Annotated in this window: 10 protein-coding genes; 2 read left to right on the top strand and 8 right to left on the bottom strand. The window is 47.4% G+C overall.

What is annotated here, in order from left to right; genetic code table 11:
- Nucleotides 1-329: 329 nt before the first annotated feature.
- Nucleotides 330-1109, bottom strand: a complete 780-nt coding sequence (locus AAEO50_RS18625; protein WP_341985837.1) for an SDR family oxidoreductase — start codon at nucleotides 1107-1109, stop codon at nucleotides 330-332.
- A gap of 142 nt (nucleotides 1110-1251) precedes the next feature.
- Between AAEO50_RS18625 and AAEO50_RS18630 the strand changes: the two genes are divergently transcribed.
- Nucleotides 1252-1632, top strand: coding sequence for a DUF2512 family protein (locus AAEO50_RS18630; protein WP_341985838.1), 381 nt, complete (start codon nucleotides 1252-1254; stop codon nucleotides 1630-1632).
- 43 nt (nucleotides 1633-1675) lie between these two features.
- Here the strand turns inward: AAEO50_RS18630 and hflX are convergent, their stop codons facing one another.
- From hflX to AAEO50_RS18665, 7 genes are all read right to left on the bottom strand, one after another.
- Nucleotides 1676-2941, bottom strand: coding sequence for a GTPase HflX (hflX, locus tag AAEO50_RS18635; RefSeq protein ID WP_341985862.1), 1266 nt, complete (start codon nucleotides 2939-2941; stop codon nucleotides 1676-1678).
- 511 nt (nucleotides 2942-3452) lie between these two features.
- A complete protein-coding gene (locus AAEO50_RS18640) occupies nucleotides 3453-4910 on the bottom strand; it encodes a CoA-acylating methylmalonate-semialdehyde dehydrogenase (RefSeq protein WP_341985839.1) in 1458 nt (485 codons plus the stop codon).
- A 68-nt stretch (nucleotides 4911-4978) separates the two neighbouring features.
- Nucleotides 4979-6178: an iron-containing alcohol dehydrogenase gene (locus AAEO50_RS18645; protein ID WP_341985841.1), complete on the bottom strand. Its 1200-nt coding sequence runs from the start codon at nucleotides 6176-6178 to the stop codon at nucleotides 4979-4981.
- A gap of 263 nt (nucleotides 6179-6441) precedes the next feature.
- Nucleotides 6442-7950 carry a DUF2254 domain-containing protein gene (locus tag AAEO50_RS18650; protein WP_341985843.1) on the bottom strand — a complete coding sequence of 503 codons (1509 nt, stop codon included), beginning with the start codon at nucleotides 7948-7950 and terminating at the stop codon, nucleotides 6442-6444.
- 176 nt (nucleotides 7951-8126) lie between these two features.
- A complete protein-coding gene (locus AAEO50_RS18655; RefSeq protein ID WP_341985863.1) occupies nucleotides 8127-8636 on the bottom strand; it encodes a mismatch-specific DNA-glycosylase in 510 nt (169 codons plus the stop codon).
- 133 nt (nucleotides 8637-8769) lie between these two features.
- Entirely contained in the window at nucleotides 8770-12102 is a 3333-nt protein-coding gene (locus AAEO50_RS18660) for a GH36-type glycosyl hydrolase domain-containing protein (RefSeq protein ID WP_341985845.1), read from the bottom strand.
- 18 nt (nucleotides 12103-12120) lie between these two features.
- On the bottom strand, nucleotides 12121-14286 hold the full coding sequence (locus AAEO50_RS18665; RefSeq protein ID WP_341985847.1) for a glycoside hydrolase family 3 N-terminal domain-containing protein: 2166 nt from the start codon (nucleotides 14284-14286) through the stop codon (nucleotides 12121-12123).
- 676 nt (nucleotides 14287-14962) lie between these two features.
- Here AAEO50_RS18665 and AAEO50_RS18670 point away from each other — a divergent pair.
- A complete protein-coding gene (locus tag AAEO50_RS18670) occupies nucleotides 14963-16195 on the top strand; it encodes a sugar ABC transporter substrate-binding protein (protein ID WP_341985849.1) in 1233 nt (410 codons plus the stop codon).
- Nucleotides 16196-16353 lie beyond the last annotated feature (158 nt).

Below are 16353 nucleotides of genomic sequence, written 5' to 3' on the forward strand. Positions count from 1 at the left end.
CCCGTGAGCCTCCTCGGCAAGCCTGCGGGGTCTCACATAAGCTACTCTTCCCGCAGGAGTCTTCGTCTTGCACTCCAATCAACCGCTGGAAAGAGTTGAAATTCAAGCGTACATTTGATCAAGTTAAAAACCTGAACTTATTTGCCCCCTAGAAGACAAATCAGTTCGGGTTTTACTTAGACTAAAATAACTTTTCTTCCAGCCTCATTCGTACTGGAATCCGACATTATTCACTCATTTCCCTTATATTTCCCGGGCTATATTCGACATTTCCTCGAGGAAGCCATGATAAAAGCCTGCTGAAATCCCAGCAGGCTTTTTCTATCAATCTATTTACCTAAAAATCCTCCATTGGATTCTATGATCTGTCCGGTGATCCATTGAGACTCCCCGCTTGCAAGGAACCTGATCAGTTTTGCTGCATCCTCCGGCAGGCCGAGGCGGCCCATTGGAAACATCGGAAGAAATGCTTTCTCAAGTTCTTCATCTATCCATCCTGAATCGGTCGGACCGGGATCGACGGAATTAACGGTGATTCCGAGCGGTGCTACTCCAGTGGCAAGCGGCGGCGTGATGGCTTTCAACATTCCTTTGGTAGCAATATATGCAAGGTTGTCGGGATCAGGTCCACCTGACACCATATTGATGATCCTTCCTTCCCCTCCTGCTGGATTCGCTTTCTCGAATGCTTTGGCGAATTCCAATGAAAGCATGAGAGTGCCGCGGTTGTTCACGTTATAGTGCTTATCCAGTATATTTGTATCTAGTGTACGGAAATTGGAAGGAGCACAGTATGTTGCATTGTTAATCAGGATGTCCGGTGTGGCGAGAGATTCCTTGACGGCACGAAGAATCCTACTAGGTGTCTGGTCATTTTCAAGATCTGCTTCCATATGGGCGGCACGGACCCCCATCTTGATCAACTTTTCCTCTAAAATTCCTGGCCAGTCCTTCTCCACCCCGTTCCCAGCCGTTTCATCGAATGGGGTCCAGTGTGTGAAGAATATGTCTGCTCCCGCCTCTGCAAGCGCAAGACAGATGGCCGTCCCGATTCCGTTTGACCGGCTTGTCCCCGTTACGATGGCTGTTTTTCCTTGTAGTGAATTCATTGAATCACCTCCGCATTGTTTGGTTTTTACATTTAATTCAGTTGACTGCCTTTATACTCTTTATACTTGTTTACTTTTCAGTCTGACGGGAAAAACACACACAAAGATGAATGAATACTGACCCTCCAAGGAGGAGATTCTTATGAACCATGTAAAGGCATTCGCCGTCAAAGGCATCATGACGCTGGCAGTATTGTCACTTGTATTGGGCTTGGGTTTTCGTATCTCTGCAGAGAGCATCGCCACCATCACTGTACTATTCGGAGCGATTTCTTATGGTATAGGGGATATGGCTGTCTTACATAAAACAAACAATCTCTTCACCACTGCCGCTGATCTCATCCTGACGCTTGTGCTCGTCTTTTCGGTTGTAATCTGGTATGAAGGGCTGAATGGCGGACTAGCAGCATCTGCAGCATTCATATCTGCTATGATGGTGGCAGTTGGAGAATATTTCTATCACTTCTATATCATAAAAAATAAGCTTGGAGCTGCGCATCAGAATTCGATCGATTTGTCATAAGGAAAAGGACTTCACGAAAAAGTCCTTTTCTTTTTTGAAAGTATTACTGAACCACATACTCCTGATACTTCTCATAATCCGCACTCCTGCATTCCACTGTCAGCTTCGTCCCATTCTCTTCATATTCCGTATGAATCACGTTGGCATGCTCATTGAAATAAGAAATCAGCTGACCCTGGCTGAACGGGATGAGCATTTCACATTTTTTATAGTCTTTGAAAATATAGCTTTTGATGACTTCGACCAGTTCATCGATGCCTTTTCTTTGTTTTGCCGAAAGATAGATTCTGTCGTTCACGACCTTCGCGACCATGGCTTCATCGACTAGCTCCGCTTTATTGAAGGCATAAATCACGGGGATGTCTCCTACGCCGATATCATCGAGTGTTTCGTTCGTGACCTTCATCAATGTTTCATGATGGGGATCAGAATAATCGACGACGTGAATGATGAGATCCGCCTCTGCCACTTCCTCAAGCGTCGAACGGAATGCCTTGACGAGGTGGTGAGGCAGCTTATTGACGAAACCGACTGTGTCGGTCAAGAGGAATACCTTGTTATCAGGGAGTGTAATATTCCTGACGGATGTGTCCAATGTAGCGAACAGCATATCTTTTTCAAATACCTGCTTGTTGTCGCCAGGATTGAATGTTTCAATCAGTGCATTCATGGTCGTTGATTTGCCGGCGTTGGTGTATCCGACGAGCGATACGATCGGAAGACCGCTCTTTTTCCGCTGCTTTCGCTGCGTTTTACGCAGCTCGACCAGCGCTTCAAGTTCTTTGTTGAGTGCCGAGATGTTGTCTTCGATGCGGCGGCGATCGAGTTCAAGCTTCGTTTCACCGGCACCCCTGTTCGCAAGACCCGATCCCCCGCCTTGACGGCCTAGTGATTCCCGTCTTCCGACAAGTCTCGGCAGCATGTATTGAAGCTGTGCCACTTCTACCTGCAGCTGTGCTTCCCGCGTTTTGGCTCTTTCTGCGAAAATATCGAGAATGAGCATGGTCCGGTCCATCACCCGGATATCGAGTTTTTCTTCAAGCACCCTGATTTGGGAAGGTGAAAGTTCATCGTTTGCGATGAGGACATCCGCTTCCGTTTCCTCGATCAAAGGCAGGAGCTCATCGATTTTCCCTTTTCCGATATAGTGCACATGATTCCTCTTCGGCAGGTTCTGCGTCATTTCTGCCATGACATCGATGTGTCGTGCTTCCGCCAGTCCCTTTAATTCAAGCATGCTGTATTCAAAATCTTCTCCCTGTTCCTTTGTGTTGACACCCAGGGCGATGGCTCTTAAACGTTCTTCCATCATATATATTCACTTCCTATTCTAGTAATATTGAAAAAACACAGGCCGCTGCCTGTGTTTTGTTGTAAATGGATCCGTCAGCCGGTCACGTGAAGAACTGTTTTCATAAGAAAACAGAGGTCCGCGTTCCTTTCTTGCATGGGGCCGGCATGACTATGGAATACCCTTTTACACCAGGTGTAAAACTCTGGGGTATCCACTCCAAGTCCACTATTCAGTTCTATTTTTAAGACATAAAAAAAGAAGAGTTTCGTCCCCTCTTCTTCACCGTCAAATGAAGTTCCCCTTAAAAATAGGCAGACCAATTCCATTTACCCTGCACACAGGCAGAGCCTTCGAACATATTCAATTATCTGTTCATAGCGCGGAATCGAAGTCTGATTAAGATCAAAGGGAAAACCTCCATTTCTTGTAAGTTATCAATATCTTACCACAGATCAGTGTTGATGAGAAGTCCAATTTGAAAGCCCGTCCCGCATCGCGTTAAACGACGAGGGACGGGCCTTCCATATTACCAGCGTGCTGTAAGCATCTTACGTCTTGTATAGAATTCGACTCCGTCTGATCCGTTGGCGTGAAGGTCTCCGTAGAAGGAGTTTTTCCAGCCGGAGAATGGGAAGAATGCCATCGGTGCAGGTACGCCGATGTTGACGCCGAGCATACCGACCTCGATGAATTCACGGAAGTAACGGACGTCGCTGCCATCTTTCGTGAACAGGCAGGCTCCATTTCCGAAATCCGATTCATTGGTCAGTTTGATGGCCTCTTCAAGGGTTTCCACCCGCACGACCGACAGCACCGGTGCAAATATTTCATCCTTCCAGATTTTCATGGAAGACGTGACGTTGTCAAAGATGGTCGGGCCGATGAAATAGCCATTTTCCTTGTATGCTTCATCATTTCGGCCGTCACGGACCAGCCTCGCTCCTTCTTCCACTCCGCTCTCGATGTAGCTTTCCGTTTTCTTTTTATGATCATCGCGGATGACAGGGCCGAGGAACACATCTTCATCCATGCCGTTTCCGATTTTAATGGCATCCGCCTGTTCATTGAGTTTCTTGATCAGGGTATCCGCAACGTCCCCGACAGCGACCACAACGGAGCAGGCCATGCACCGTTCACCTGCTGAACCATACGCCGCTGCGATGATTTCTTTCACGGCAGAGTCAAGTTCTGCATTCGGCATCACGATGGAATGATTCTTCGCTCCTGCCAGTGCCTGTACCCGCTTGCCGTTCCCGGCAGCGGTTTTATAAATATACTCCGCCACCGGCTGAGAGCCCACAAAGGAAATCGCTGGAACATCCTTATGCTCAAGAAGTCCATTTACCACATCATGCGCACCATGGACGACATTCAACACGCCATCCGGAAGCCCCGCTTCCTGGAAAAGCTCCGCCAGACGGTTGGCAAGGAGGGGTGTCCGCTCTGAAGGCTTCAGGACGAAAGTGTTACCGCAAGCTATCGCCAGCGGGAACATCCAGCACGGCACCATCATCGGAAAATTGAATGGGGTAATCCCCCCGACTACGCCCACCGGATAACGGTACATACCTGATTCAATATTCGTCGCGATATCCGGAAGCTGTTTCCCCATCATCAGGGTCGGTGCACCGGCAGCAAACTCGACACATTCAATTCCGCGCTGTACCTCTCCATATGCTTCTTTAAAACTTTTCCCGTTTTCTTCCGTGATCAGCTTTGCAAGCTCGTCCCAGTTTTCGACAAGAAGCTGCTGATATTTAAATAGGATTCGTGCACGTTTAGGAACAGGGGTCCTGCTCCAGGATTGGAATGCTTCTTTTGCGGTCCTGACCGCGTCATCCACGTCCTGCTTTGATGAAATCGGGACCTGTGCCAGTTCTTCCCCTGTAGCAGGATTCGGTACAGATTGGTAATGGTCGGTTTTAGCGTCCACCCACTTGCCGTTAATAAAGTTTTTCAATGTGTTAGTCGTTGCAGTCGCCATGAATGAATTCCCCTTTCAAGAGTGGTTTTCAATAGGTTATTGATTCAAATCTTTTTTTGTCTGAGAAACTACTTTTCTACCTTTTCCTCTGAAGCAAACTGATAATCAAAGCAGGTACGATAAAGAGCCTCCAGTTCCTCCCTTTCCGGCACACGCGGGTTATTGGCCGGGCTGCCGCTGATGAAGGCATCCTCCGTCATCTTGCCCACTGCTTTACGGAACGCTTCTTCATCGACTCCCCATCCCTTCAGGTTCGGGATATTCAGCTGCATACAAAGTTTTTTGACCGAGTTCACTGCGATTTCAGCGCATTCTTCATTCGACAGATGACTGTTTTCTTTCTCAAAAATACGCCCTACATCAGCCAGGCGTTCGATGCAGTGCTCTTTGCTGAATTCGAGGACAGCCGGTAAAAGCATCGCATTCGAGTAACCGTGCGGAACATGAAATATTGCTCCGATCGGTCTCGACATCCCATGCACCAGGCAGACCGACGCATTTGAAAATGCCATTCCCGCCTGCATGGCAGCAAGGCTCATCGCTTCACGCGCATCGAGATTTTCACCATCCCGGAAAGCGGCCATCAGATTGTCTGCGATTAATTGAATGGCTGAAAGAGCCACTGTATCTGTCATCGGGTGGGATTTTCTAGACAAATACGCTTCCACTGCGTGGCTTAATGCATCCACTCCAGTCGCAGCCGTCACACTTTTCGGGGAGGAAATGGTCAGAAGCGGATCGACGATGGCGACATCCGGCATGAAGGCAGGCTGCTTGATCATCATCTTCACGTCATTCTCCGTATTTGTGATGACCGTCACATCAGTCGCTTCAGAACCCGTTCCGGCAGTTGTCGGAATGGCGATATGAGGAAGAGGCGCTTTATCAGCTATTCGCCTGCTCCCCATATATTCACCGATAAAACCGCCATTTGATGCTAACACGGCGATTGCTTTGGCCGTATCGATGCAGCTCCCTCCTCCGAGTGACACGACCAGGTCGCAGCCTTCTTTTTCAAGCACCTCGAGTGACTCAGAAACATATCGATCTGTCGGTTCGGAATCTACACCGAGATAAACGGCACTCTTCACACCTTGTTCTTGTAAATACTGACGGCACTCACTGACATACCCCAGTTCGTCCATGATCTTATCACTTACGATCAGGACCTTTCCGCCCCGCTCAGCCGCTTCCCTGCCGACATTCACAAAAGCCTTTCGACCGTAAAAAATGGACTGCGGGACACGAAAACAAGCAAACTTCTCCACAGACTTGCACCCCTTTATCTTTTAATGCACTTCCCCTCAGTCAAAGCATGCCAAAACAGATAGGGTTTCTTATGCAGTCCAAGCTTCTCGTATGTACACCCCGCTGAACGACAAAAAATCAAAATATTTAAACTATTCGTCTAGTATAACAGAAAACAAAACGCCCGTCCCGCGTCACGCTGCAACGCCTGAGGGACGGGCCTTCAGCACGGTGAAGCGACGCGGGACGGGCCTTTATCATGATAAAGCGGGACCGTTTGGCTCTATTTTTTGATTTTCTTCATCAGTTCATCAAAACGGTCTGTATTTCCAGTGGTTTCGGCAATCTCCTTCAGGACGTCGTTGAATCGATTGATGTCCAAGTCATAGAGAAGGTCATGGTCGAAGCCGATGGCAGTGTATTGGGTGAAATCCCAGACGTGCTGATGGTCTTTTTCATCGATTGCATGAGCAATGGCATTCAGGACGTAAAGCAATTCCCCTGTTATAACGGCATCTTTTTTCGCATAGTGCCTGATCGATGCAAAGCCGCGGTAGAGATAGTCTGCATACGTCAAATTATTAATGATGACGCGCAGATTCCCATCATCGTCTGTGAGGTACGGGGAGAATACTTCCATTTCCGAGAGTTGAATGAGCAGGTCGCCAATTTGATAGATAATATTGGTCGCCGTCTTCGGATCATCATTCCCGAGTGCCCTGATCGCGATTTCCACAAATTTATTGATGCTGAATTCAATGTCCTGGAGCTCGGTTTGATTTTTACCGACCTGAAACATCTCCAAATAGCTGCCTTCATCTATTTCAAAGTCAGTTGAAGGATTCCAGTATGTCAACAGAGGAGTAGACCGGAAGACGAAGCTCCCTATGCGGTTCTCCAATTGGATGATCAGGTTGTCTTTGGTTGCTTTCCGGATCAGCTCAGCAAAGTCAATCTTCTGCAGGTAACCAGACTGTTCTGCCCTCAACGTGGTGCCTCCGCCGCCCGGCACCTGCATTTTGACGGCACCGGGATTCTTTGCTTTATGCGGCTTCAGTTCATAGACGAGCGAGCTTTCGATGATATCCACGGATTCAAGCTTGATCTGCTCGGTCAGATTGGTCACTTGCAGCCATGTGACGATATGATTGATAAAAACGGCGAACGTACTGATCGTCAAGAGCGCGGTCACGACGGCAGTTGTCGGAATTAAACTGTATGCCTGAGCTGTGTCTTCATTGATGAAAAATAAACAAAATAGCACATAAAGAAAGCTCCCGCTAAATATCCCAAGTGTTCTCTGAGTCACTTTATTCATCATGAAATTTTTCAGAATCCTTGGTGAGAACTGGCTTGAGAAGGTAGATAAGGCACCGAGAACGCCGTAAAAAGTAAAGGTGGTCAGCGATAAGATCCCGGCGGTCAGCGTACTTAAAATCGTTTTCGTCAGTCCGTAATCGACCCTGAGGAAAGAAGGCATCCCCTGATAAATATTCATTTTCAGATCCACCCAAATGGTGATGAAGACCAGTAAGATGGAGAGCAACGAATAAATCATCGGTGTCATCCAAAGGTTGGAATACAGTTCATTCCACTTCTCCCGCTTTGTCATTCTTGCGTAGCGTTTTGCTGCGGCTGGTATTTTCTTTAGCATGTCGATCATCTCTTTCACACCCTGTATATCTGAAGTATCCAGCTGAAAATGTTCAACTTTTCCGTCCTCTTCCCTCGTGAAGAATGTCTTAAACCTCGATTGATAGACGATTGTAAAGAAATTGAAATGTCCGTCCATAAATGCTGAATAAACAGTTGAGAAAAAATGGCTTTCAATATATGCAGGTTAAATCAGTCCCTTTCTTACATTCTGCTAATCGTCATTTTTTATCCGCTGATCTGCATATAAAAAACCCCCGCATAAGCAGGGGATTAACCAATTACCATCATCTATCCTTATTACGGGGATCAACCTCAAACAGGTTTTTCCTCCCTCAATAACTTTCGATAAATATCCGCGATTTCTTCTACCTTCATCCGTACAAGGCCGCTGGATGACGGAGCTACGAAGTCACGGACTCCTTCGACTACCGATTCTTCCTGCCATCCCCAGGGGACCTTTTTCTTTTTGGCAAACTGCTGATAGACGCCTTTGCCGACAAAACAGGCCACCCGCGGGTTATATCTTTCCAGCTTTTCTTTAAGCTGAATCCGGCCCTCCTCATATTCATCTTTCGTGATCTCTGAGGCATCCTTCGTCGGCCGTTCAACGATATTCGTCATCCCGTACCCGAGTTTGATCAGATCCCCATCCTCCTCTGTCTGGTATAAACGGGGCGTCAATCCAGATTGATGGAGAATCTTCCAGAACCGGTTTGTCGGGTTCGCATAGTGATGACCTGTCTTTCCCGACATGATGCTGGGGTTAAAACCAATGAATAGTATATCCAAGCCTTCCTGCAAATGATCCGGTATTGAATTCAAACGCTCACCTTCTTTCATGGAATACTGTTATCACATATTTTATCGAAAAAGCTTGTTAAATCAAATTCCAGGGGCAGCAGAAAACCTGCCCAGGTACATCAGGGCAGGCTTTCAAAAAATTTCGGTTATGCTATTAGATGTAGATGTCTATTCTATTGCTGTCTTCTTTCAAGAGCTGCTCGAGTTCTTCTTTTTTCACTCGGAGTCCCCCGCTTCTGTAGCGGTTGGAGACTATTTCGCCGGCGGCTTGCTGCCCGTTGACGACAACACGTTTGCCATCACTGCTTCCCAGATGGTAGACAAATGTAACCGGATGATGGTGGTATTTGAATTCGAATGTCAGCCCATCGAGGTTTTCAGGGAGAACCGGGTCGATCACGAGGTCCTCACCTTCCTGACGAACACCGAGGGCATTGGAAATCAGCTGGTTCATGTAGATACCCGGTCCGCTTGAATAGATTCTCCAGCCGCCTTTGACCGGCACGGAACCGTCACGCAGTCCACCGAAACGTTCCTGTGCTTCGTAGCGGGTATTGAATTTACCGTCTGACGAGCTGAAATACGCATTGCTTTGTCGTCTTTCCGCATTTGGCACGACATCTTTCAATCCAACAGGATTTATGATTTCCAATCCTCTCCACACTTCATCCGTGTAACCGAGCTTAGCCATCGCCTCTACGTAGCGGATGTGGGCATGCACGTATTGCAGCCCGATTTCGCGGCCGAAGTTGGAGGCCTGTTCCGCCCGTTTGAAGTGCGTGCTGACTCCGCCTTCATACTTGGCTGGACGGTTCATCAACCGGACACCATCCGGACAGTATAGGTGCTCCTTCACTAATTCATAGTGGGAAGCTGCCTGTTCCGGTGTGAACAGCTCTGAAATGATGCTTCGGTTCATCGGAAGCAGGCGGTAATGGATGCCTGTTTTCGTATCCGTCGGGTGAACCATGAACTCAGGTTTCCCCGCTTCTTCCATATACACGAACCCAGGAATGACATCATCTTGCAGGATATACTTGTTGAAATCCTGCTGGATGCCTTCTGCGAGGGCGCGGAATTCGTGCGCTTCTTCTTCTAAAACCCCTTCGAGCACAGAGGACAGCTTCACGACCACTTGATACGTCAAGGCAACCGTCCAGCTGCTCGCCATGTATTTCTTCAGGTTGGCATTCGCAGGCTGAAGCGTATCATCCCAGTCCCCGTCGCCGTAGGAAGAAAGGAATGTGTCATGCAGGAAGTTTTCCTTGATATAGGAAAGTTCCTTACGGATATGATGGAGAAGCGTCTCTTTCTCTTTCGTGAATCCGAAACCGTCACGCTCTGTATAAGGAATCTCTTCCTGCAAAATACCATAATCACCCGTCGCGGCAATATAATCACTTACGACCTTAAGCGGCCAGACGATGATATCCCCGTGACTGTCGTCCTGCTGGATCTTGAAGTATTGATCGAACATGAACCATTGCGGCCAGTTGCCGTTATCCTCGTATTGGTGGGAATAGACGGTTCTGATGATCTCTTTTACAGACTCATAGTTCTGTGTCGCCATGAAGTATTCGGTCGGTCCCTGGCACACATCACGCGTCCCCCACGCTGCTCCGCCGTATTGCTCCAAACCGTGCGGCACTGAGTAATGGACAAGCATATTATGTGTGTACCACCAGGCAAGCGCATTCACTTTCTCAAGTTCCGCAGGCACCCCTTCACCTTGTGAAAGCTTGAATCCGTTCATGATCCCTCTATAGTATTCACGGTATTTCCCGATCTCTTCAGTCATGTCACGCTCGACAAACCCAAGTTCTTCCCCGTTCAGAAGTCCTTGTACGGTCAGATTCCATTCCGCAGAATCACTTACATCAAGCACGAGGAGGGAAGCAGCACCTTCTTCCACATTTGCCGCAAGTTTTTCTTCACGGCCAACCTCGATCTCCGCACCTTTTACCTTCATTCGATAACAAAGATTCGGAAAGGTTGAACTGCTGTCAGACTCACGATCTGCCGTCACGGTAAGGACGTCATCTTCCTGCTTCACATCGAAGGCAACCTCATACTCGTTGTTATTCATCGTGACCTGATTCGTCACCAGATAACGATACGCCTTGCCGTTCTGTGATTTAACATTCAGCTGCACTTCAGGTGAATCGACCACAGTAAAATTCGTCACGACGATCATATCGTCCTCTGTCTTGTAGTACCAGCGTGCGTAGTTGAAGCCAATCTCAAACATCGAAGGCATCGTCAGCAGACGGTACTGGCCGTCCACCTCTACATAAATGCGCTGACCAGACGTCTTCATGACATTCAAATGGCTGCGCTGATTCGTCAGCATTTTATTAAAAGAAGTATTTCCGACCACCAGCTGTGAGTTGAATAACCCGTACATGAACGAGGTTGTCGTGATCGTGTTTTCCTTCAGACGGTGGTTTTCTCCGGACATCAGAATATGCCCGTGAGGTCTTTCCACCATCAATTCTTTCTCTTTTAACACGACATGTTCATGTGTATCCGTGAAGAAAGACAGCAGCGCATCACCTTCACGCTCTTCATTATGACGGCCCTCAAACAGTCCCTCCACTTCCTCTTCTGTCATCGAAAGCGTACGAAGAGGCTTGCCGATCTCAGGTCTTAATCGAACATTCTCAACGGAACCTCTAAATTCGGAAACGATTGCTTGAACTTCTTCCCGGGCTGCCTTGATTTCTTCTTCATATTCTAAAACTCCGATCGCTTCTGCATGGTCTCCTTTAAACAGACCGTAAAAAGTAAACCGGTTCTTTCCGTTCAACTGAACTTTCGGGGTTTGAAGGGCCGTATAAGCCAATTCATACTGATACACTTCATTCGCCAATGACTCCTGTGTTAAAATTTCCGGCTCATCACTTTCTTTATATGACAACCCGAAAAATTGTAAGCCATCAGTGGAATATCCTGCCGCTTTTCCAATAGATCCCTGCTGTAAATAAGGGAATCCGCTTGACTGCGGCTGATTTTGACGGGAGCAGACGACATAGCCTTTCTCTGCACTTTCGAATACGCGATGATCGATATATTGAGACATGTAGGCCTCATTAGATCGGACCGCGCCCTTATCTGCAAGACCAATGTCCTGTCCATAAATCACGTCGACTTCAATGTCCTTCCCGTCAACCGCGACATCCCAGAACCAAACTCCCTTATCCGTAAGAGTGAAAATAACTTCATATGAAACGCCTTCGAAGGACCCGTTCCACTTCACCTGGGATTCCGCCCATTCCACTGAGCTTTCTGACTTTATACCAACCATCGGAACGAACTTGATTTCGTCTGCCCCATGGACTCTCAAAAATAAATTATTCATTGAACCATCGATCGGATTGGTCATCAGTTGGTTTACCATGATGTCTTTATGTGTAACGGCAAACAAGTCGCCGCCAGGTAAAAAATTAAATGTCAGATCTCCTGATGTCAATGCAATAGTTGAATTCATTACTTTCCCCTCGATTCTCTATTTTAATAGTGTGAATGATTTCTCCATAGCATCTCTGCTGTTTCCACCGATATACGCGATAAATGTCCCGGGATCGCTCGTAAACGTTAAATCGGAATGGTGATAGCGCAGCTGCTCCTCCCTGATTATGAAGGATACTTCCTTCGATTCACCCGGTTCCAGTTTGATCTTTTCAAAGTCCTTCAGTTCTTTCAACGGACGGACCACCTCTCCGCTCACGTCCCTGACATAAAGCTGAACCACTTCTTCTCCTGAAACGCTGCCGCTGTTCGTCACTGTAACTGAAATCTCCAACGAGTCCTCACAGGTCATTTTTTCCCGGGAGAGCTTCATGCCGCCATACGTGAATTCGGTATAACTCAGGCCGAAACCGAACGGGAATAATGGACTGTTCGGAATATCCAGATACTGCGATACGTAGCGTTCCTGTGCATCAGGCGCACCCTTGGGACGCCCTGTATTGAAGTGATTATAATATACCGGAATCTGGCCAGCGCTGTAAGGAAAGGACATTGTTAGACGGCCGGACGGATTGCGGTCCCCAAATAATAAGTCAGCTATGGCTGCTCCGCCTTCCGTTCCCGGATACCATGCCTCCAGTACGGCATCCGTTTGGTCCCACACGCCGTGAAGATCCAGCGGGCGTCCGTTGAATAAGACGGACACCATCGGCTTGCCGAGTTCTTTCATGCGCTGTATCAGTTCGAGTTGCGCTCCCAGCAGCTTGATATCCGCGCGGCAGCCTGCTTCACCGCTCATATCCGAATCCTCGCCCAGTGCAAGGACGATCACATCTGCGTCGTTTGCCGCTTCTAACGCTTCTTTTATTTGTTCTTCGGTGATTGTTTCAATATCACTGCCTTTTGCAACGGCCAGCTGTGAAGGGTCGATTTTTTGTAAAAACCCTTCCTTCACCGTTACGGCGTCTTCCTTCGAACCAAGCCATGACCACGGTCCAAGGATATCTCCGTTTTCTGCGAAAGGACCGATCAGTGCGACTTTCTGATCCTTTTTAAGAGGTAGAACGCCTTCATTTTTCAATAATACAGCTGACTTCGCAGCAAGTTCTCTTGAAGCTTCGCGGTGAGCAGCACTCATGACGATTTCATTTTCGAGCTCCTCATCCGCTCCGCGATATGGATTTTCAAATAAACCAAGCTTTTCTTTCAGAGTCAGGATCCGTTGGACAGCCTCGTCAATCAGTGATTCATCAAGCTGTCCCTCTTCAACCAACGCCTTTAGGTATTTCACATAAGTCGACGTCATCATTTCGATATCCACTCCAGCCGTAAGGGCTTTCAAAGCAGCTTCCTTTTCATCCTCTGCCACGCCGTGAGGAATCATTTCCTTAACTGCTCCCCAGTCAGAGATCAGAATGCCGTCAAACCCCATTTCTTCGCGGAGGATCGAACGCATCAGCTTCTTGTTCCCAGTTGCAGGAATGCCGAAGACGGTGTTAAACGCGGTCATCACCATTTCGCAGCCTTCATCAAGTGCCGCCTGATAAGCAGGCAGGTAATTTTCACGAAGCTCCCGTTCAGACATGTCGACCGTGTTATAGTCACGGCCTCCTTCCGCTGCCCCGTAAGCTGCGAAGTGCTTCACGCATGCAGCGACGCGGTCTTTTTCAGTTGTCAGGTCATTTCCTTGGAAGCCCCGCACAAAAGCCCTGGCATACTCACTATTTAAATAAGGATCTTCCCCCGTCGATTCCATCACTCTTCCCCAGCGAGGGTCGCGGACAAGATCGACCATCGGGGCAAACGTGACATGTACACCGGATGCCGATGCTTCCTTTGCAGCGATTTCTGCACTTTTCTCTGCCAGTTCAAGGTCCCAAGAACAGCCGATTCCAAGCGGGACTGGAAAAATTGTTTTATAACCATGCACGATATCAGACATAACTAATAATGGAATGCCTAAACGGTTATCTTCCAGATGCTTTCGCTGGATGTTTTTCACTTCTTTCGCTCCGGACGCACCGAGGACCGATCCCGCGTTCTCGATCATCTCGTCGGTGATGCCCATATCGGCCATCGGACCCGTGATCTGTCCCCCATCACTTGCCCCCTTGAAAAATGGGGTGGCGAGCTGAGTCAGCTGTGCGATCTTTTCATCCAATGTCATTTCATTTACTAATGAAGTAAGCTTTTGTTCTTTCATATTGGAACCTCCAAGGATTAGGATTTGATGCTGTGATCCTTACTTTTAGTGAAACGTTTCAATTAACAGTTGAGTCGAATTATAAGGGTATTCCCACCGATAGTCAACATAGACAACCAAACTGCACAATTGCCAAAATCATCTATACATAAAGGATTAATTAGTTTCCACACTCATCTTTTCACGTCACAAATTTTAACAATCAACTATTTTTCAAAAAGTGGTTGAAAGCGGATTCATGTTTGATTATAATATAGCTATCGAAACGTTTCAATAACGTTTGAATGATTTCCAACTTTCATTTCTTAACGAATAACAGAAGGAATCATTCAGGCAATGCTTCATTTTTTATAAGGCTGTGTTAAAGATTAATGTTGATTTCGGGCAGTTCCAGCTGTTGATTGGAGTGCAAGACGAAGACTCCTAACGGAAAAGCGGAGGGGCTTTGCCCAGAAGCGTGTGGCATAAGACGAACCGGCCATGAAGGCGGTCTTTGCCTTCTTGGTCGGTTTGGCTTATGACATTTGCTTCTAAGCCCTGCAGCTGGACAGTTCCCCCCTTACCGAGGAGGCTCACGGGTCACCCGCGGAAAGCGAAGTCTTGCACGGAAATCAACAGCGGCGTTTAACAGAGCCACTTGTTAAAAAACAATAAAGAATAGAATGGAGATGGGAGAATGAGAAAGAAATCATGGACACTTCTATTAGTCGCTATGATGGCATTATCCACTGTTTTGGCAGCATGCGGAGGCGGCGGTGACTCAAAAGACGGCAAAAAAGAAATCACCGTCTGGGCAATGGGTGAAGAAGGTAAAAAGCTAAAAGAAATGGCATCTAAATTTGAAGAAGAGAACAAAGACATCTCGGTTAAAGTACAAGCAATTCCTTGGGGCAACGCCCACGATAAGCTTCTGACAGCAGTCGCTTCAGGCAACGGCCCGGACGTCCTTCAATTAGGGACAACCTGGGTTCCAGAATTTGCTGACGCCGGTGCACTATTGGATCTGACTTCTCACTTAGAAGATTATCCAGAATTCAAGCCTGAGAATTTCTTCGAAGGTTCCGTCACTTCCATGAAGTATGACGACAAAATCGTCGGTGTTCCTTGGTACATCGATACACGCGTTCTATACTACCGTACAGATTTATTGAAAGAAGCCGGATACGACAAGGCTCCTGCAACATGGGATGAAATGAAGGATGCAGCTGAAAAGCTGAACGCTCGCGGAGACGACATGTACGGCCTTGATATCGACCGTAATGACCAAATCACTCCATTCATCTTTGCTTGGCAAAATGGATACGAGTTCGAAGGCAAGGACAAAATGAACTTCGACAGCCCTGAATTCAAGGGAGCGATCGAGTACTATGCAAGCTACTTCCAGGAAGGTTTAAGTCCTACTGCAGAAGGAATCGATATCGTACAAGCATTCAAGAGCGGATCGAAACCGATGTTCTTCAGCGGCCCTTGGATGATCAACATCATCAACGACCAGGCTCCTGACCTGAAAGACAAATGGGCAGTAGCGGAAATGCCGAAAAATGAAACAAACACATCAAGCATGGGCGGATCGAACCTGTCGATTTTCCACAACTCTGAAAATGTTGATGAATCTCTTAAATTCATCTCTTATATGAACGAAGTGGAAACACAAATGGAATGGCTGGAAATGTCAAACACACTTCCTTCACGCACGGAAGCTTGGGAAGAGCCTAAGCTGAAAGAAGATCCTTTACTATCTGTTTTCGGTAAGCAGCTTGAAAACACGAAAGCATCACCGCAAATCAAAGAATTCGAAAAGATCGCACAGGAATTCCTTTCTTCCATTGAAAGAATCACTGTCGGCGGTGCAGATATCGATAAAGAACTAGAGCAATTTAATAAAAAAGCAAACGAAATTGTTGAGTAAATTAGAAAAGCGGAGGCGGCTTGATCAGCCCCGACAAGCATAAGCTAAATGGGCCGGGAAGGCGCCTTTTGCCTTCTTGACCATTTAGCTTATGACCTCGAGGGGCTAAGCCGCCGGAGCTGGACATTACGAAAAGCGGAGGCGGCTCGCCTTGGGAC

This window comes from Rossellomorea oryzaecorticis (genome assembly GCF_038405515.1).
Taxonomy (GTDB): Bacteria; Bacillota; Bacilli; order Bacillales; family Bacillaceae_B; genus Rossellomorea; species Rossellomorea oryzaecorticis_A.

Excerpts from the sequence above, each read along its gene's own strand:
- AAEO50_RS18625 (WP_341985837.1), bottom strand. The coding sequence starts at position 1,109 with ATGAATTCACTACAAGGAAAAACAGCCATCGTAACGGGGACAAGCCGG.
- AAEO50_RS18630 (WP_341985838.1), top strand. The coding sequence starts at position 1,252 with ATGAACCATGTAAAGGCATTCGCCGTCAAAGGCATCATGACGCTGGCA.
- hflX (WP_341985862.1), bottom strand. The coding sequence starts at position 2,941 with ATGGAAGAACGTTTAAGAGCCATCGCCCTGGGTGTCAACACAAAGGAA.
- AAEO50_RS18640 (WP_341985839.1), bottom strand. The coding sequence starts at position 4,910 with ATGGCGACTGCAACGACTAACACATTGAAAAACTTTATTAACGGCAAG.
- AAEO50_RS18650 (WP_341985843.1), bottom strand. The coding sequence starts at position 7,950 with ATGGACGGACATTTCAATTTCTTTACAATCGTCTATCAATCGAGGTTT.
- AAEO50_RS18660 (WP_341985845.1), bottom strand. The coding sequence starts at position 12,102 with ATGAATTCAACTATTGCATTGACATCAGGAGATCTGACATTTAATTTT.
- AAEO50_RS18665 (WP_341985847.1), bottom strand. The coding sequence starts at position 14,286 with ATGAAAGAACAAAAGCTTACTTCATTAGTAAATGAAATGACATTGGAT.
- AAEO50_RS18670 (WP_341985849.1), top strand. The coding sequence starts at position 14,963 with ATGAGAAAGAAATCATGGACACTTCTATTAGTCGCTATGATGGCATTA.